General features: G+C 69.6%; 16 protein-coding genes. 3 read left to right on the top strand and 13 right to left on the bottom strand.

Annotated features, from left to right (window positions below; translation table 11 throughout):
- Window positions 1-10: 10 nt before the first annotated feature.
- The 7 genes from ABD951_RS10965 to ABD951_RS10930 form a co-directional block, all read right to left on the bottom strand.
- A complete protein-coding gene (locus ABD951_RS10965) occupies window positions 11-1,240 on the bottom strand; it encodes an ABC transporter substrate-binding protein (RefSeq protein ID WP_345344637.1) in 1,230 nt (409 codons plus the stop codon).
- Between the two features lie 616 nt (window positions 1,241-1,856).
- The gene (locus ABD951_RS10955; protein WP_345344603.1) at window positions 1,857-3,845 is read right to left on the bottom strand and encodes an acetoacetate--CoA ligase; all 1,989 of its coding nucleotides are present in this window, start codon (window positions 3,843-3,845) and stop codon (window positions 1,857-1,859) included.
- Between the two features lie 5 nt (window positions 3,846-3,850).
- Window positions 3,851-4,684, bottom strand: coding sequence for an HpcH/HpaI aldolase/citrate lyase family protein (locus ABD951_RS10950; protein WP_425569825.1), 834 nt, complete (start codon window positions 4,682-4,684; stop codon window positions 3,851-3,853).
- Between the two features lies 1 nt (window position 4,685).
- Window positions 4,686-5,198 carry a MaoC family dehydratase gene (locus ABD951_RS10945; RefSeq protein ID WP_345344599.1) on the bottom strand — a complete coding sequence of 171 codons (513 nt, stop codon included), beginning with the start codon at window positions 5,196-5,198 and terminating at the stop codon, window positions 4,686-4,688.
- Window positions 5,195-6,358 carry an acyl-CoA dehydrogenase family protein gene (locus tag ABD951_RS10940; RefSeq protein WP_345344597.1) on the bottom strand — a complete coding sequence of 388 codons (1,164 nt, stop codon included), beginning with the start codon at window positions 6,356-6,358 and terminating at the stop codon, window positions 5,195-5,197. The genes ABD951_RS10945 and ABD951_RS10940 overlap by 4 nt, the downstream gene beginning before the upstream one ends.
- A complete protein-coding gene (locus ABD951_RS10935) occupies window positions 6,355-8,391 on the bottom strand; it encodes an acetyl/propionyl/methylcrotonyl-CoA carboxylase subunit alpha (RefSeq protein ID WP_425569826.1) in 2,037 nt (678 codons plus the stop codon). Before ABD951_RS10935 ends, ABD951_RS10940 begins: the two co-directional genes overlap by 4 nt.
- Window positions 8,392-8,456: 65 nt before the next feature.
- Window positions 8,457-9,989, bottom strand: coding sequence for a carboxyl transferase domain-containing protein (locus tag ABD951_RS10930; RefSeq protein WP_345344595.1), 1,533 nt, complete (start codon window positions 9,987-9,989; stop codon window positions 8,457-8,459).
- 141 nt (window positions 9,990-10,130) lie between these two features.
- Between ABD951_RS10930 and ABD951_RS10925 the strand changes: the two genes are divergently transcribed.
- Together ABD951_RS10925 and ABD951_RS10920 are read left to right on the top strand one after the other, a co-directional pair.
- On the top strand, window positions 10,131-10,727 hold the full coding sequence (locus ABD951_RS10925) for an SACE_7040 family transcriptional regulator (protein ID WP_345344633.1): 597 nt from the start codon (window positions 10,131-10,133) through the stop codon (window positions 10,725-10,727).
- A 117-nt stretch (window positions 10,728-10,844) separates the two neighbouring features.
- Window positions 10,845-11,174, top strand: a complete 330-nt coding sequence (locus ABD951_RS10920) for a YnfA family protein (RefSeq protein ID WP_345344593.1) — start codon at window positions 10,845-10,847, stop codon at window positions 11,172-11,174.
- A gap of 42 nt (window positions 11,175-11,216) precedes the next feature.
- Here ABD951_RS10920 and ABD951_RS10915 read toward each other — a convergent pair whose 3' ends face one another.
- From ABD951_RS10915 to ABD951_RS10900, 4 genes are all read right to left on the bottom strand, one after another.
- Window positions 11,217-11,855, bottom strand: a complete 639-nt coding sequence (locus tag ABD951_RS10915; RefSeq protein ID WP_425569824.1) for a YoaK family protein — start codon at window positions 11,853-11,855, stop codon at window positions 11,217-11,219.
- Between the two features lie 141 nt (window positions 11,856-11,996).
- A complete protein-coding gene (locus tag ABD951_RS10910) occupies window positions 11,997-12,287 on the bottom strand; it encodes a GlsB/YeaQ/YmgE family stress response membrane protein (RefSeq protein ID WP_345344589.1) in 291 nt (96 codons plus the stop codon).
- A 97-nt stretch (window positions 12,288-12,384) separates the two neighbouring features.
- The gene (locus ABD951_RS10905; RefSeq protein ID WP_345344587.1) at window positions 12,385-13,497 is read right to left on the bottom strand and encodes an NDMA-dependent alcohol dehydrogenase; all 1,113 of its coding nucleotides are present in this window, start codon (window positions 13,495-13,497) and stop codon (window positions 12,385-12,387) included.
- A 28-nt stretch (window positions 13,498-13,525) separates the two neighbouring features.
- Window positions 13,526-15,028: an aldehyde dehydrogenase family protein gene (locus tag ABD951_RS10900; protein WP_345344585.1), complete on the bottom strand. Its 1,503-nt coding sequence runs from the start codon at window positions 15,026-15,028 to the stop codon at window positions 13,526-13,528.
- 366 nt (window positions 15,029-15,394) lie between these two features.
- Here ABD951_RS10900 and ABD951_RS10895 point away from each other — a divergent pair, with 366 nt between their 5' ends.
- Window positions 15,395-16,123, top strand: a complete 729-nt coding sequence (locus tag ABD951_RS10895; RefSeq protein WP_345344583.1) for a sulfite exporter TauE/SafE family protein — start codon at window positions 15,395-15,397, stop codon at window positions 16,121-16,123.
- Between the two features lie 32 nt (window positions 16,124-16,155).
- On the opposite strand, the gene ABD951_RS10890 is transcribed toward ABD951_RS10895, so the two are convergent.
- Together ABD951_RS10890 and ABD951_RS10885 are read right to left on the bottom strand one after the other, a co-directional pair.
- Window positions 16,156-17,805 carry a sigma-54-dependent Fis family transcriptional regulator gene (locus tag ABD951_RS10890; RefSeq protein ID WP_345344581.1) on the bottom strand — a complete coding sequence of 550 codons (1,650 nt, stop codon included), beginning with the start codon at window positions 17,803-17,805 and terminating at the stop codon, window positions 16,156-16,158.
- A gap of 11 nt (window positions 17,806-17,816) precedes the next feature.
- On the bottom strand, window positions 17,817-17,979 hold a 163-nt coding region (locus ABD951_RS10885), incomplete at its 5' end, for an AMP-binding enzyme (RefSeq protein ID WP_345344631.1).

Here is a 17,979-nt window from a genome sequence, read left to right as displayed (position 1 = left end):
GTTGCGCGGACTACTGGCCGCGCAGGTTGTACTGGGTGGGGTTGGTGACCACCACGTCACCGTCGAACGTCATGGTGTACATCATCGGGTTCGACACGCGCTGGAAGATTCCGATCGGCTGCACCGCGTTCGGCGTCCACGCGGGCACCAGTCCCGCCATGTCGAGATCCTGGGCCGTCATGAAGCCCTGCGCGACGCTGTTCGCGCTGATCGTGTCGAGGCCACCGGCCACCTCGCCGAAGGCGCGGACCGACAGCCACGAGAAGATCTCGGTGCCGTCGAGGTTCTCGTGTTCGAGATCCTTCTCGCCGGAGCGCTCCATGTCGGCCAGGAAGTCCTTCAGGCCGGGGAAGTCGTCGGTGCTCGACGACGGCGCCGGCACCGGACTCGTGTACACCGACGTCGTCGCGAAGGACCCCAGGTTCTGCAGGTCGGCCTGGGTGAATCCGGTTGCGGCCAGGGCGAAGCTCAGCTTCGACCCGAGCTGGTTGAACGCCTCGGCGACCTGGTTGGACTCGGTCGGGGTCAGGGCCATGATGACGCCCTGCGCGTCGTTGCGCTCCGCGGCCGCGACGAACTGGGTGTAGTCGGTGGCCCCGGCCCCGACGGCCACCTCGTTGACGATCTCGGCGCCGTGGGACGTGACGTACGGATTCAGGAACTGGATCAGCATCGCGGCGACCGGGAGGTCCGGCCGCATCAGCGTCAGCTTCGTCTTGCCATGGGAGACAAGAGTGTCCACGGTTCCGAACAACGTGAGCAGGGATCCCGCGAACGGGGTGTACACGTTGAGCGCGGTGAAGTCGGCGATGTTCATCGGATTCATGCCGATCCGGGGAATGCCTGCGCTCGCGAGCTTCTCCGACACCGCTTCCGGCGACGCGGGGGTGAAGTCGGCGAGCGTCGCGACCACGCCCTCGGCGATCATCTTGTCGGCGCAGTCGAGTTCCTTGTTCGGGTCACCCACCGAATCGCACTGCACCAGCTGGAGGGGACGCCCGTTCACTCCGCCGCGCGCGTTGAACGCGTCGATCGACGCGGTGAGCCCCTGCGCCTGGCTGGCCACCGAGATTCCGGGTGCTTCGATAGGAATGATCTGGCCGACCTTGATCGGCACCCCGCTGGCGGCGGTGCCGTCGGACTCGGCGTCACTGTTGCCGCCGCAACCGCTCACGACGAGACCGACCGCGGCGAGCGAGGCAACGACGGGAAAGAGCCGCTTCGAGAATGTAGGTGTCACCGAACCATCCTTACGACGACGGACATGGGTTCCTGCCCCACCCGATCGCACCCGGACCTCGAGCACACCGCCCGGGAACGCCGGTTCTCGGCATTCCGCCCAACTTGCGAGGAATGCTAGGGACCGTCGCCGACATCCGGGTGCGAATTCGCGAAATCCGTGTATGCCTGCCACGTAATGGAGTCGGCCGGGTCGCCCGTTCTGCCTGTGCCTGGACAACGCTTCTCCCCGGCCGACACCGCGACACGAGGTGGCGCCGCTCGGGCCCGCACACGCCCGCGTGGCGGCCGGTTCATGCCTCGGCAACCGGTACGACGCGCTCGACGCCGGGAACGGCTCGTGGAAGTGGTGCAGCAACCGACGCCACTGCCGATGCTCGGGCGACCCGCGAAGTCACTCGGTGTGGTCCTCGACGGTGTCCCACTCGACGAGCAGAAGGTAGGTGTCGGGCCGTTCGAGACAACGGGACGGGCTCAGGCGACGAAACCCCGGGCATGCGCGCGATGATCCGCTCGGCCCGACCGAACGCCGATTCGAATTAGCTTGTGTGACCGGGTTTCACCCCGAGCAGAGCGTGTTCGAGGATCGTCGACACACGGTACGCGGCCGAATCATGTCACCGCTTGTGCGCGGCGTACCAGTCGATCAGGTCGGGGTCGTCGACGGCGGTGCGGTCGACGATCGCGGTCGCGTCGGCTCCCTGCAGGATGCGTTTGATCGGCACCTCGAGTTTCTTGCCGGTGCGGGTGTGCGGGACGCCGGGTGCGACGATGATCTCGTCGGGGATGTGCCGCGGCGACGCCTGCTCTCGAATCACGGCCCTGATGCGGTCCTTCAGCGCGTCGTCGAGGTCGGCGCCGTCGGCGAGGACGACGAACAGCGGCATCCAGTAGCCGCCGTCCGGCTGCTCGGCGCCGATCACGAGTGCTTCCGACACCTCCGGCAGGCTCTCGACTGCCTGATAGATGTCGGCACTGCCCATCCGAACACCGTTGCGGTTCAACGTCGAATCGGAGCGGCCGTGCACGACGACACTGCCGCGGTCGGTGATCGTGATCCAGTCCCCGTGCCGCCACACCCCGGGGTAGGTGTCGAAGTACGCTCCGCGGTATCGCGACCCGTCCGGGTCGTTCCAGAACCGCACCGGCATCGACGGCATCGGCCGCGTGACGACCAGTTCCCCGACCTCGCCGCGCACCGGGTTCCCGGCCTCGTCGAATGCGTCCAACGCGACACCGAGATACGGCACCGACAACTCACCGGGCCACACGGGCACCGTCCGGACCCCGCCGGCGAACGCCGACACCACGTCGGTGCCGCCGCTGATCGAGAACACCGGAACCGACTCGCCGACGTTGCGCGACAACCACAGCGACGACGTCGCCGGCAGCGACGACCCGGTGATCCCCACCGCCCGCAGCGCCCCCAGCTCGTGCGCGTCGCGGGGGACCACCTCGGCCTTCGAACAGGCGAGCACGTATCCGGGGCTCGTGCCGAGCAGCGTCGCGTGGTGCCGCGACGCCAACTCCCACAACGTGTCCGGAGCCGGATACGTCGGGCTGCCGTCGTAGCAGACGATCGTCGCACCGACGAGCAGCGCGGACAGCTGGAAGTTCCACATCATCCAGCTCGGGCTGGTGTACCAGAACAGGGTGTCGGCGGGACCGATGTCGTTCTGCAGCGCCAGCGACTTCAGATGCTCGAGCATCACACCGCCGTGCCCGTGCACGATGCCCTTCGGCAGTCCGGTGGTGCCGGACGAGAACACCACCCACAGCGGGTGGTCGAACGGGACGTCGACCGGCTCGAGCGGGGCGTCGCCCGCGGACGCCTCCGCCCAGCACATCACCGTCCCCGGCGCCGCGGGTCCGGATCCCGGCACCCCGGTGTCGCCGGTCGGGTCGCCGAGATGCTCCACCCGGACGGTCAGCCGCAGGTTCGGCAACCCAGTGCGCAGCCGCTCGACCTCGTCGTCCCGCCGGTGTGCCTTCCCGCCGAAGCGGTAGCCGTCGGCGGTGATCAGGATGCTCGGGTCGAGTTGGCCGAGCCGGTCCAGCGCGGCCGGCGCCGAGTAGTCCTGCCCGCACGCCGCCCAGATCGCACCCACGCTCGCGGTCGCGAGGAACGCGGTGACCGCCTCCGGGATGTTCGGCAGATAGCCGACGACCCGGTCCCCCGGTCCGACACCGTGCGACTTCAGGGTCGCGGCCAGTGCACCGACCTGGCGCCGCAACTCCGCCCAGGGCACCTCGACGTCGGCCGCGTCCTCACCCGAGTAGCGGATGGCGGGCCGGTGCCGGGTCTGGTGCCGCAGCGCCTGCGTCACGTAGTTCAGCCGGGCCCCGGGGAACCATCCCGCGCCGGGCATCGACTCGTCGACGAGCGCGGCACCGACCGGGGTCGCGGAGTGCACCTCGAAGTACTCCCACACCGCGAGCCAGAAGTCGTCGAGGTCGTCGACGGACCACCGCCACAGCGCCCGGTAGTCGGGCAGGTGCACACCGCAGCGGCCTTGCGCCCAGGACGCGAAATCGGTGATCCGTGCACCCTCGACGTCCTCGTCCGACGGAACCCACTGCGGCCCCGTTGAGTGTGGCCCCGCCATCGTCACTAGACCTCCTGATCACCCGCCCTGCGCACGATCTGCTCCGCGTGCCGGAACACGGGGGCATCCACCATCTTGCCCTCGAACGTGAACACTCCGCGCTCCGTACCCGCCGCGGCGAGCAGCCGGCGGGCCCAGTCGAGGTCCTCCGGGGTCGGCGCGAACGCCGCACGGACCACCGCGACCTGGGACGGGTGGATCGACACCTTCACGTCGAACCCGACCGCCACCGCGTCGTCCGCCTCGGCGCGCAGCCCGGAGAGGTCCCCGATGTCCAGGTACACGGAATCGAGGGCGATGCGTCTGTGGGCCTTCGCCGCGAGCAGCGTCGTCGACCGCACGTGCCGCGCCACGTCCCGGTACGTCCCGTCGGCGCGGCGGCTGGCGTTGCCGCCGAGCCCGGCGACGAGGTCCTCGGCGCCCCACATCACGCCGACCGCGTTGGCCACCTGCGCGGACTCGGTGACGGTCAGCGCGCCGAGCGGAGACTCGATCAGCGCGATCACCTCCCGCGGTGCCAGCGAGCGCACCTGTTCGGCGGACTCGCACTTCGGCAGCATCACCCGCGGATAGCTGGTGTGCAGCAACGCCTCCAGGTCGAGACGCTGGTCGTCGGTGCCGTGTGCGTTGATCCGCACCACGGTGCGTTCCGGGTCGAGCGGGGTGTCGATCAGTGCGCGACGGGCCGCCGGACGGTCGGCGGCGGCGACGCCGTCCTCGAGATCGAGGATCACCACGTCCGCCGTCGCGGCCGCCTTCGCGAACCGCTCCGGCCGGTCCGCCGGGCAGAACAGCCACGAGGGCCCCGGCGGGGTCCAGGAAGCATCCGTTCCGGTCACGTCACTCACCGTCCGTTCCGGAATCATCCGCCGGACGCTTCCGGACCATCGTCTTGCGGACCGCGGTCGCGACCACGTCGCCGTGCTGGTTGCGCCCGGTGTGCGCGAACGTCACGATGCCCTCACCCGGCCGGCTCTTCGACTCCCGCTTGTCGACGATCACGGTCTCCGCGTAGAGCGTGTCGCCGTGGAACAGCGGCTTCGGGAACGCGATCTCGGAGAACCCCAGGTTCCCGACGATCGTGCCCTGGGTCAGCTGCGCCACCGACAACCCGACCAGGGTGGACAGCGTGAACATCGAGTTCACCAGGCGCTGGTTGAACGGCGGCAAGGCGTCGGAGAACGCGGCGTCGAGGTGCAGCGCCTGGGTGTTCATCGTGAGCGTGGTGAACAGGACGTTGTCGGCCTCGGTGATCGTCCGACCGGGGCGGTGTTCGTAGACCACACCGGTCTCGAATTCCTCGAACCAGAGGCCGCGCTGCACAACTCGGCGCGGCTCCACGCCCTCGCTCACAGCCCCGCCTCCCGGGCGATGAGCATCAGCTGCACCTCGGTGGTGCCCTCACCGATCTCGAGGATCTTGCTGTCCCGGTAGTGCCGCGCCACCGGGTACTCGTTCATGAAGCCGTATCCGCCGAAGATCTGCGTCGCGTCCCGCGCATTGTCCATCGCGGCCTCGCTGGCCACCAGCTTGGCGATGGACGCCTGCTTCTTGAACGGCTTGCCTGCCAACATCAGTGCGGCGGCGTCGTAGTAGGCGGTGCGGGCGGTGTGCGCCCTGGCCTCCATCCGCGCGATCTTGAACGCGATCGCCTGGTTGGACCCGATCGGGCGGCCGAACGCCTCGCGCTCCTTCGCGTACTTGACGGACTCGTCGACGCAGCCCTGGGCGGCACCGACGGACAGGGCCGCGATGGCGATCCGGCCCTCGTCGAGGATCCGCAGGAAGTTCGCGTAGCCGCGGCCGCGTTCGCCGAGCAGGTTCTCCCGCGGCACCCGGACGTCCTGGAACGTCAGCGGATGGGTGTCGGAGGCGTTCCAGCCGACCTTGTTGTACGCGGGCTCGGCGGTGAATCCGGGCGTCGAGGTCGGCACCAGGATCGTGGAGATCTCCTTCTTGCCGTTCGCGCCGACGCCGGTCACGGCGGTGACGGTGACGAGCTTGGTGATGTTCGTGCCCGAGTTGGTGATGAACTGCTTGTTGCCGTTGATCACCCAGTCCTCGCCGTCCTCGCGGGCGGTGGTGCGGGTGCCACCGGCGTCGCTGCCCGCGCCCGGCTCGGTCAGCCCGAAGGCGGCGAGGGACTTGCCGCTCGTCAACTGCGGCAGCCACTCCTGCTTCTGCGCATCGTTGCCGAACCGGTAGACCGGCATCGCGCCGAGGGACACGCCCGCCTCGAGCGTGATGGCCACCGACTGGTCGACCTTGCCGAGCTCCTCGAGCGCCAGGCACAGCGCGAAGTAGTCTCCGCCCTGACCTCCGTACTCCTCGGGGAAGGGCAGCCCGAACAGGCCCAGCTCGGCCATCCCGTCGACCACCTCGTACGGGAAGGTGTGGTTGGCGTCGTGCTCGGCGGCGACCGGCGCGACCACCGTCTGCGCGAAGTCGCGGACGGTCTTGGCCAGCTGCTCGTACTCGTCGGGCAGCGATCCGGTGGAGAGGTAGTCGGTCATGCCAGGTCACCCTTCTCGTTCTTGGCGTCGTCTTCACTGTGGTCGGGGATCACGCGGGCGAGCAGCTGATCGACCTTCACCTGGTCGCCGGCGGCGACGAACACCTCGACGGTTCCGTCGATCGGTGCGGTGAGCGCGTGTTCCATCTTCATCGCCTCCACCACGACGATCGTGGTCCCGGCGGTGACGGTGGCACCGGATTCGGCGCTGACGGCGATCACGGCACCCGGCATCGGGCTGGTCAGTTCCGCCTCGCCGGCATGGACGTCACCGGTGCGGACGTTGACCTCCGCGACCTCGCGGATCATCGCGATGCCCGACGGGGACGACAGCCACAGGTGTCCCGCGTGCTCGGCGACCCGGTAGGTCTCACTTCGACCACCGAGCACCACGCGCATCTCGTCGTCGACCAGTGCGGCTGTCAGGGAACGGCTTTCACCGTCCTCGAGCGCCACGGTCGCCGCCTCGGGGCGACCGGTGACGCGGACGTGCTCGGCGCGGGTCGCGGTGGCGAGCCGGATGCTGGTCGGCACCGGGCCGCCGGCCCGCCAGCCGGTCGGGACGTCCCACGGGTCGACGGAACCCTGCGGCCAGCCGCGGAGCCAGCGGTACACGCCGGCGGCCACGATCTGGTCGTCGGTCGGCTCCGGAGCGACGAAATGGTCGAGACGTCGGTCCAGCAGTCCGGTGTCGAGGTTGCCTGCCACCACGTCCTCGTCGGCGAGCAGGAACCGGGCGAAGTCGATGTTCGTGACCACCCCGAGCACCGCGGTCTCGGCGAGCGCCCGGTCGAGCCCGCGCAGGGCCGCGGCCCGGTCGGCGCCGTGTGCGATCACCTTCGACAGCATCGGGTCGTAGTCGCTGCCGACGACGGTGCCGACCCGCAGGCCCGAATCCACCCGGACCCCGGGTCCGCTCGGCTCGGACAGGTCCACCACGGTGCCGCCGGTGGGCAGGAAGCCGCGCGCCGGGTCCTCGGCGTACACGCGGGCCTCGATCGCGTGCCCGGTCAGCGTGATGTCGTCCTGGCCCAGGGTGAGCTTCTCCCCCGCCGCGACCCGCACCTGCCACTCCACCAGGTCGAGGCCGGTGACCATCTCGGTGACGGGGTGCTCGACCTGCAGTCGGGTGTTCATCTCCATGAAGAAGAACTCGTCGGGCCGGTCCGCGGAGACGATGAACTCGACGGTGCCTGCACCCGCGTAGTCGACGCTGCGGGCCGTGTTGCAGGCGGCCTCGCCGATGCGGGCGCGGGTGGCCTCGTCGAGCAGCGGCGACGGAGCCTCCTCGATCACCTTCTGATGCCGCCGCTGCAGGCTGCACTCACGCTCCCCGAGGTGGATCACGTTGCCGTGGGTGTCGGCGAGAATCTGCACCTCGATGTGCCGGGGCCGCAACACGAATCGCTCGAGGAACAGCGTGTCGTCGCCGAACGCGGACGCCGCCTCGCGCCGCGCGCTCGCCAGCGCGTCGGGCAGTGCCGCGGGGTCCTCGACCATCCGCATGCCCTTGCCGCCGCCGCCGGCGGACGGCTTCACCAGCACCGGGTAGCCGATCTCGTCGGCGGCGGCGATCAGTTCGGCGTCGGTCAGTCCGGGCTTCGCGATGCCCGGCACGACCGGCACGTCGAACGCGGCGACGGCGTTCTTCGCGGTGATCTTGTCGCCCATCACCTCGATCGCGCGCGCCGACGGGCCGAGGAACGCGATCCCGGCGGCGTCCAGCGCGGCCGCGAACGCCGCGTTCTCGGACAGGAATCCGTATCCGGGGTGCACCGCCTGCGCACCGGTGCGCCGCGCCGCGGCCACCACCTTGTCGATGTCGAGGTAGCTCTCCCGGGCCGGCGCCGGACCGAGCAGCACCGCGGTGTCCGCCTCGTGGACGTGCCGGGCGTCCGCGTCCGCCTCGCTGTAGACGGCGACCGAGCGGATCCCCATCGCCCGCAACGTGCGGATCACGCGGACCGCGATCTCACCCCGGTTCGCGACCAGGACGGTGTGGAACATGCCGGCACCGCCGGCGGCGTGGACCATGCCGGCACCGCCGGCGGCGTCGAAAGGTGTTGCCGTGTTCATCAGCTCGCTCACAGTCATGTCACTCACATCCGGAAGACGCCGTAGGAGACCGGTTCGATCGGCGCGTTCGCACACACCGACAGGGCCAGGCCGAGAACGGTTCTGGTGTCGGCCGGGTCGATGATGCCGTCGTCCCACAGTCGGGCGGTCGAGTAGTAGGGGTTGCCCTGCGCCTCGTACTGGGCGCGAATCGCGTCGGGGTCGTTCGCGGAGCCGACGGTGCCGAGCACCGACGCCGCCTGCTCACCGCCCATCACCGAGATGCGGGCGTTCGGCCACATCCACAGGAAGCGCGGCGAGTAGGCGCGCCCGCACATCGAGTAGTTGCCCGCCCCGTACGAGCCCCCGATGACGACGGTGAGCTTCGGCACCCGCGCGCAGGCGACGGCGGTGACCATCTTCGCGCCGTGCTTGGCGATTCCGCCGGCCTCGTAGTCGCGGCCGACCATGAACCCGGCGATGTTCTGCAGGAAAAGCAGTGGGACGGACCGCTTGTCGCACAGTTCGATGAAGTGCGCCCCCTTCATCGCGGACTCGGCGAACAGCACACCGTTGTTGGCGACGATGCCGACCGGGTGCCCGTGGATGCGGGCGAAGCCGGTGACCAGGGTCTTGCCGTACTCGGCCTTGAACTCCTGGAACTCGCCTCCGTCGACCACCCTCGTGATGACCTCGTGCACGTCGTACGGGGTGCGCGGATCGGTGGGCACCACGTCGTACAGCTCGGTCTGGTCGGCCACGGCGTCGACGGTGTCGGCCACGTCCCACGGCCGCGCGGTGCGCGGGCCCAGGGTGGCGACGATGTTCCGGACGATGCGCAGCGCGTCCTGGTCGTCGGCGGCGAGGTGGTCGGTGACACCGGACACCTTCGAGTGCAGGTCGCCGCCGCCGAGCTCCTCCGCCGTGACGACCTCACCGGTCGCGGCCTTCACCAGCGGCGGGCCACCGAGGAAGATGGTCCCCTGGTTGCGGACGATGACCGCCTCGTCGCTCATCGCGGGCACGTACGCGCCGCCCGCGGTGCACGACCCCATCACCGACGCGATCTGCGCGATTCCCTTGGCGCTCATCGTCGCCTGGTTGTAGAAGATCCGGCCGAAGTGTTCGCGGTCCGGGAACACCTCGTCCTGCCGGGGCAGGAATGCTCCGCCGGAGTCGACGAGGTAGATGCACGGCAGGGTGTTCTGCAGCGCGATCTCCTGCGCACGCAGGTGCTTCTTGACGGTCATCGGGTAGTAGGTGCCACCCTTGACCGTGGCGTCGTTGGCGACGATCACGCATTCCCGCCCGGAGACCCGGCCGACGCCGGCGATCATGCCCGCGCCCGGGCACTCGTCGTCGTAGAGGCCGTTCGCCGCGAGCGGGGAGAACTCGAGGAAGGGGCTGCCCGGGTCGAGCAGGGTGTCCACCCGATCCCGGGGGAGCAGCTTGCCCCGGTCGACGTGCCGCTGCCGCGACTTCTCGCTGCCACCGAGTGCCGCCACCCGGAGCCGCTCCCGCAGCTGCGCCACCAGCCTCTCGTGCTCGGCCCTGTTCTCACCCCGGTCGAAACCCATGTCGCCGCCTGTCTGGTCGGTGCTCGTCGCCGTCGAGCCAATTTCGGTTAACTCTCGATAACCGAATTCAAGATAACTGTGCTTAACTGAGTTGTCCAGACTCGAAGACGGAGAGGAGTTCTCACAGTGTCTGAGCAGAGGATGGCGGACGCTCCGGCACCGACCCGGCGCAGTCAGGCCAAGGCCGACCGCCGCCGCGACCTCCTCCAGGCCGCCGCCCGGCTGATCGCCGAGCGCGGATACGCCGGCGTCCGTCTCGAAGACCTCGGCTCGGCGGTGGGCATCAGCGGCCCCGCCGTCTACCGGCACTTCCCGAACAAGGAGGCACTGCTGGTCGAACTCCTCGTCGACATCAGTGCCCGGTTGTTCGACGGCGGCACCGACGTCGTGGACTCCTCCCCCGGCGCCGAGGCCGCGCTCGCGGGGCTGATCGAGTTCCACCTGGACTTCGCACTCGGCGAGTCCGACCTGATCCGCGTGCAGGACCGCGACCTGGGCTCGCTGCCCGACACGGCCCGCCGGCAGGTTCGGCAGTACCAGCGGCGCTACGTCGAACTGTGGGTGCAGGTGCTGCGCGAGACCGACCCGGCGTTGTCCGAGACCGAGGCCCGCACCAAGGCGCACGCCACCTTCGGCCTGATCAACTCGACCCCGCACAGCGCGAACAGCGCCTCGCCCGCGCGCACCCGCGACGTCCTGCGCCGGATGACCGTCGCGGCGCTGGCGCCGGGAGTGTGACGCGAGCCGGGCCGAGCGCGACGCCGGGCTCGCACCGTCGACCGCTCCGCGGATCGCGTGCACGCCTACCACGGTAGGCCTCGGCTACCGGTCCGTGCCCGCACTATCGTCGCGCGCATGACCGTAGCGAAATCCGTCACGCTGTTCGCAGTCGCCGCGTTGTTCGAGATCGGCGGTGCCTGGCTGGTCTGGCAGGGCGTGCGCGAACACCGGGGCCGACTGTGGGTCGGGCTCGGCGTGGTGGCGCTGGGCGTCTACGGGTTCGTCGCGACGTTGCAGCCGGACGCGAACTTCGGCCGGATCCTCGCCGCGTACGGCGGCGTGTTCGTGGCCGGGTCGCTCGTGTGGGCGATGGTCCTCGACGGGTTCCGGCCCGACCGGTGGGACGTGATCGGAGCGGCGATCTGCCTCGCCGGCGTCGCCGTGATCATGTACGCACCGCGCTGACCCCCCACCCCCGATGTGTGCGGCACGGATCGGGACGACGGTTCACAGCGACCAGGGCCGCCTGGCGAAATCGACCGCGAGCGCCATCGCCACCACGACCGCGACCCACAGTCCGGCCAGTCCGATGCCCCGGTGCACGGCCGTCCCGCCCGCGACACCCGCCAGCAGCCCGAACCAGAGCCCGGCGAACCGCACCCACTGCCACCGCGGCCCACCCGTCAGGGCCGCGGCGAGGCTCCGCCCCAACTTCACCAGGGTGCCGGTCATGTAGGTCAGGCTGATCGCCGACCCGCTGCCCCGATCGAACACAGTGTTCTCCGCGCCCATCGCCAACGCCAGGGCGGCGATGACCACCTGCTCCGGCCCGGGCCCGGACGCGATCGCGGCCAGCGCGAGCAGGACCGCCACCACGGCCAGGACGCCGGAGCGGCGCCACAGACCGGCGAGGTCGCCGAGCAACGATCCGAGCATCACGCCGAGCACGAACAGGCCGACGATCGCCGCGCCGACCGCCGCCGAGTGCCATTGCCCGTCCACGACGGCGACCCCCGACCGGGTGGTGTTGCCGCTCATGAACGAGACGAAGAATCCGCCGAGGGTGATGTACCCCATCGCGTCGACGTAGCCGGCCAGGGCGGCGAGAATCACCGCGACCGAGTACGTCCTGCGATCGGCGTTCACCGCCACAGCGCATGCCCTCCGATGATCGTCTGTGCGCACCCCTCGGCGGATCCCGGCACGCGTGGGATCCCCCCGCGCGTCCGGCGCAGGGGGATCTCGTTGATCATGCACTGGGCGACGCCGAGCAGGCGCGCCCGGGGACTACGCGTGTCTGGCGTGACCGGAGTGGTCCATACCTCGCGAGATCGCCTGGTACCCGAGCGTGAGCACGGCGGCGGCCGCAATGCTGATGCCCCAGCGGATCCAGTCGATCCCACTGGTGTCACCCTTACCGAGCAGTCCGTTCCACACCCAGTACCCGATGAGTGCGCCCGCGATGCCGAGCACCACGGTGATCACCCACCCCATCGCCTGTTTGCCGGGCAGGACGAGGCGGGCGAGCACCCCGATGACGGCACCGAAGATGATGGTGCCAACGATGTTCCAGAACATTGCGGATCTCCTCTCGGACACCGAACCGCACGAGAAGTCTGTAACCCTTCGATGGTGGCACAGTGCGGCGCCGAGAGGAACCCCCGCGACAGGCGGACTACCGCGAGTGCACGATCACACCACGGATGTTCTTGCCGTCGCGCAGGTCCTGGTAGCCCTGGTTGACGTCCTCGAGCCGGTACCGGGTGGTCACCAGCTCGTCGAGCTTCAGTTCACCGGCGTCGTACAGGCGCAGCAACTTGACGATGTCGTACTGCGGGTTCGCCGAGCCGAACAGCGACCCCTTGATCGTCTTCTCGTTCAGGGTCAGGTCGCACCCCGACACGTGCACGGTGAGCTTCTCCGGGTTGGCCAGGCCGGTGATCACCACGGTCCCGCCCTTGCCGACCACCGCGGTCGCCGCCGAGACGACCTCCTCGTCCACCGTGCCCACCAGGATCAGAGCCTGGTCCGCACCCTGCCCCCAGGTCAGCTCGGTGACCTTCGCCTGGGCGCTGGCGGCGTCCGGGAACGCGTGGGTGGCACCGAATTTCAGGGCGGCCTCCCGCTTCATCGGAACGGGGTCGACGGCGACGACGTACTTCGCTCCCGCCGTGACCGCACCCTGCACGGCGTTGATGCCCAGGCCTCCGATGCCGTAGACGACGACGGTGTCGCCGGCCCGGACGCCGCCGGCGTACACCGACGTGCCCCAGCCGGACGGGACCCCGCAGCCGACGAGCACGGCCGTCTCGAGCGGCAGCCAGTCGTCGACCTTGACCACCGAGTGCTGCGAGATCGTGGCCCGCTCGGAGAACGTGCCGAGCATACACATCGCACCGAAATCCATTCCCTTGGAATGGAATCGGAAAGTGCCGTCCGGCATCGAGCCCTCGAGGATGGTGGCGCCCATGTCGCACAGGTTCTGCCGGCCCGTCGAGCAGTACCGACAGGTGCCGCAGTTCGGGATGAAGCTGCACACGACGTGGTCGCCGGGCTTGACCTTGGTGACGCCGGGACCGACCTCCTCGATGATTCCGGATCCCTCGTGGCCGCCGACGATCGGGTACCGCGGCGGCAGGTCCCCGTCGGTCAGGTGCAGGTCCGAGTGGCACAGACCCGCGGCGGTGTACTTGATCAGCACCTCGCCCGGGCCGGGGCCGTCCAGGTCGAGTTCCATGATCTCGAACGGCTTGCCCGCCTCGAGCAGGACAGCTGCGGTGGTCTTCATGTGGGTCTCCTTCTGCGGAAAGTGCCGGTCAGAGCGCGACGTTGACGGACTTGGTGATGGTGTAGGCGTCGAGGCCGGCGGCTCCGAGCTCGCGACCCCAGCCGGACTGCTTGTAGCCACCGAACGGCATCGCGGTGTCGAAGCCGTTGTACTGGTTGACCCACACCGAGCCGGCCTTGATCTGCCGGGCGGTGCGGTGCGCCTTCGAGACGTCCCTGGTCCAGATGCCGGCGGCCAGACCGTAGATCGAATCGTTGGCCGCGGCGGTGACGCCGTCCTCGGCGTTGAACGGCATCGCGGCCACGACCGGCCCGAAGATCTCCTCGCGAACGATCGAGAACTCGGGCTTCACGTCGACGAACACCGTCGGCTCGACGAACCAACCCTGGTCGCCCCAGCGCCGGCCGCCGGTGAGCGCCCGGGCGCCGTCGGCGAGACCGGCGGCGAGGTAGCCGGTGACCTTGTCGAACTGTTCCTGCGACACCAGCGGGCCGAGCTGGGTGGCGGGATCGAGACCGGGACCGATCTTCACCTGGGCGGCCGCGTCCGCGACGGCCTGGGTGAACTCGTCGAAGATCTTGTCCTCGACGAACAGCCGGGTACCCGCGACGCAGCACTGGCCGTGGTTGAAGAGCCACGCGTTCAGCGAACCCTGCACCGCCGCGTCGAAGTCCGCGTCGGCGAACACGATGTTCGGGCTCTTGCCGCCGAGCTCGAGCGTGACCTTCTTCAGGTTGCCCTTCGCCGCGTCGACGATCTTCTTGCCCACCTCGGTCGAGCCGGTGAACGCGACCTTGTCGACGTCGTCGTGCGCCGAGAGTGCGGCACCCGCGTCGCCGAAGCCGCTGACGATGTTGACCACGCCGGGCGGGAACCCGGCTTCCTGGAACACCTCTCCGAGCAGCAGCGCGGTGAGCGGCGTCTGCTCGGCGGGCTTGAGGATCACGGTGTTGCCCGCCGCGAGCGCGGGTGCCAGCTTCCAGGCCGCCATCAACAGCGGGAAGTTCCACGGCACGATCAGCGCACACACGCCGACCGGTTCGCGCAGCGTGTAGGCGTGGAACTGGGCATCCGGCGCGAACGGCATCGACACGTTGACGGTGCTGCCCTCGATCTTGGTCGCCCATCCCGCGTAGTACCGGAACACGTCGGCGGCCCACGCCACGTCGACGGCGGACGCGATGCCGGCCGACTTGCCGTTGTCGAGGGCCTCGAGCTGACCGAACTCCTCGGCACGTTCGGACAGGATGTCGCCGACCCGCCAGAGCAGCCGTTCGCGCTGGTTGGGCTTCATCGACACCCACGGCCCCTCGTCGAAGGCTCGACGTGCCGCCCGGACCGCGCGGTCCACGTCCTCGGCCTGCCCGTGTGCGACCTCGGTGATCACGTTGCCGGTGGCGGGGTCGTACGTGGGGAACGTGCGACCGGAGGCCGCCTCCACCCACTCGCCCCCGATCAGGAGCTTCTTCGGCGCTCCGGCCAGAAAGCCCTGAACCGGGGCGGCGAGCGGGAAGTCGGCGATCGCTGTCATCGGAAAGCTCCTTCGATCTGATGATGTGACGCACGCCATAATTCGCCGGGTCGAGCGGGTCCAACTGTCCAAGGTTCGAACACCCACGCTTCCGTTGACAGCGGGAGAATCGGATCGATAAGCTAGTCACGATTTACATCGCTAGAGCGGGAGCGCATGACGGGCGGGTCCCGGATATCAATACTCGGACTCAACATCACTGACACCGAGTGACTTTTCGTCACGATCACAGTCGACCCTCTCCGGTGGTTGCGACCCCGTCGCGATCACCATCAGTCACGAGGGGCGAATGGATTCACATAGAAGCGCTGTGAGCGTCCGGGGACGCCGTCGCGGCGGCGTGGCCACGCCAGCGGGCGTCGACCGATGACGCTGCTGATCCTCGGTGCGCTCTGCGTGGGCGTCGCCGCGATCATCGGTGGCGCGACCGGGTTCGGCAGCGCACTGGTCGCCACCCCGTTGATGCTGCTGGTCGGCTTCCCGGTGACGCAGGTCGTCGCACTCAACCTCGCCGTCGGGTTGGCGACACGGGCGACCGCCGCCGTCCGGCTCCGGCGCGAGATCAACTGGCGACGCGTCGCCCTGCTCGGTTTCGGGAGCGTGCCGGGCGCGTTGCTCGGCGCGGCAACGGTGAGCATGCTTCCGGTCTCACAACTGAAGTCGGCGGTGGGCGTGCTCGTCGTGGTGTCCGGGCTCGCGATGGCACTGCCCACACGCAGCACAGCGAGTCCGCCCTCGTCGACCGCGCTCACCGTCACCGGCAGCATCGGCGGATACCTCGCGGCCACCACCTCGCTGAACGGACCGCCCCCGGTGCTCCTGCTCATGCGGGCCCGCATCCCGCCCCTGTCGTTCATCGCAGACCTGGCCGGGTACTTCATCGTCGCCAACGTGACGGCACTGGCCATCCTCTGGATGGGCGACTCCGTCACGCCCGCGATGTTGTGGCCGGCGCTTCCACTGTTCCTGTGCGCGGCGCTGATCGGTAACGGAGGCGGCCTGTGGATCGCCCGCAGGCTGCCGACCCGAATCTTCCGATCCCTCGTGATCGCTCTGGTGGTCGCGGCCGGGATCATGACGGTCGTCACGGCCTGACCGGGCCGGAACGCCCCGCGACATCGCGGCATTCAGGCCGAGACGTCGAGGGCACGCATCCGGCTGTAGAGCGTGCTGCGGCTGATTCCCAACTGCGCCGCCGCGTGCACCTTGTTCCCACCGCACGCCGCGAGCGCGTCGACGATGGCCTGCCGCTCGGCTCGCTCCCGCCCGCCGAGACGCGCCACCCGGCCCGCGGCCTGATAGCGAACCGGCAGGTCCGCCACCGTGATTCGCGTTCCGGATCGGTTCGTCGCGGCCTTCCCGAGCACGACCTCCAGCTCCGCGAGGTTGCCGGGCCACTGAGCCCCGGTCAACGCCTCGAGCGCCGACGCGGTCAGTCGGGTTCCGGGTGCGATCTCGTCGAGCATCGCCTGGGCGATGTCCGGGATCTCACCGCGCCGCTGCCGCAGCGCCGGCACCTCGATCCGATCCGGGCACCGCGCAATCAGCGCCGAAACCGGCTGCGGCAGATCGGACTCCGGACATCCGGTCAGCACGACGCGCGGGCCGCCGCCGCCGAGTGCCGCCGCGAGCAACGGGTGCACCGACTCCGGCACCAGCTGTACCTGTTCGACGACGATCGGGGCGTCGGAGCGCAGACACCCGACCAACTCGGCCAGCCAGCCGTCGACTCCTCGCACCGCGATCCCGGTGGCGTCGAGCCACCGCGCCGCCCGGTCCCCCACGATGTCGCGGGCCGCAGCGGTCCGCCCGGAGCCCGGTTCCCCGAGGACCGCGACCGCCCCGCCCTGCTCCTGCAGCCTGGTCAGGTCGCGGCGGATCCGACAGCCTGCCGACACCGCGGCCCCACGCGGGATCGGGGTGGTCCGTGGTCGCACCGGCTCCACCAGGAACAGGGCGCCGCCCCCGGCCCCGGTGACCCGGTCGACCTGCACACTGACCGGTTCCCCGGACGCGAGTTCGATTCGCACCGTTCGGGACTGGTTCGGTCTCAGCTCGGCGGCCAGCCCTCGCAGCGCGGCGTGGTCGGCGACGTCGAGCATCTCCTGGGCGGTGCGGTTGGACAGCAAGAGGTCCTCGCCGATCGCGGTGACCGCGATCTGCCTGCCCGGCGACACCCGGTGGAACGCGTCGACCAACCGCTGCTGCGAGGCCCGCGCGCCCTCCAGCAGTCGGTGTTCGATGTCCGCGGCGGCCCGCTGCAGGAACGGGGCGAACAGCGAGTTCACCTGCGGTGCGATGCAGGTCATGTCGAGGATGCCCTCGACCCTCCGGGTGACCGGGTGGATGATCGGATGCCCGTAGCAGCTCAGCTCCTTGAACTGCTCGAGGTAGTGCTCGGCTCCGTTGACCACGACGCCACGGCGGATCTCGAGGGGCGTCCCGAGGGCGTTCGTGCCCGCGTGGTCCTCGCCGAACCGAGACCCGATCAACGCCCCCAGTCCGTCCATGTGCCGTTCGACGACCGGGTTGTCGAACACCCGGGCGACGATGCGGCAGTCGGGATCCGCGAGCAGCACGCACAGTTCGGTGCCCGCGATCTGCACGCCGATCTCGTCGAGGACCGGGCGTGCCGCACGCAGCAGGCGGGTGGTCGGGTCGACCTCGGCGACCGGAGCGGAGTCGAACCGACCTTCCGGATCGACTCCGCTGAGCGCGGAACGCTTCCACGACAACGCGATCTCCGGTCGGACCGCGAGGGCACCGTCACCTGCCATGTGCCGCCGTCCTATCCGCGCCCGATGAGGTCGAGGGATGCTTCACGCATCTCGATCTTGCGGACCTTCCCGGTGACGGTCATCGGGAACTCGTCGACCACATGGACGTAACGGGGAATCTTGTAATGGGCGAGTTTGCCGGTGCAGTAGACACGCAGCGCGTCGGCGTCGAGC

It is taken from the genome of Rhodococcus olei, assembly GCF_039540555.1.
Lineage (GTDB): Bacteria > Actinomycetota > Actinomycetes > Mycobacteriales > Mycobacteriaceae > Rhodococcus_G > Rhodococcus_G olei.
This window is presented reverse-complemented; position numbering and strand designations above follow the sequence as displayed.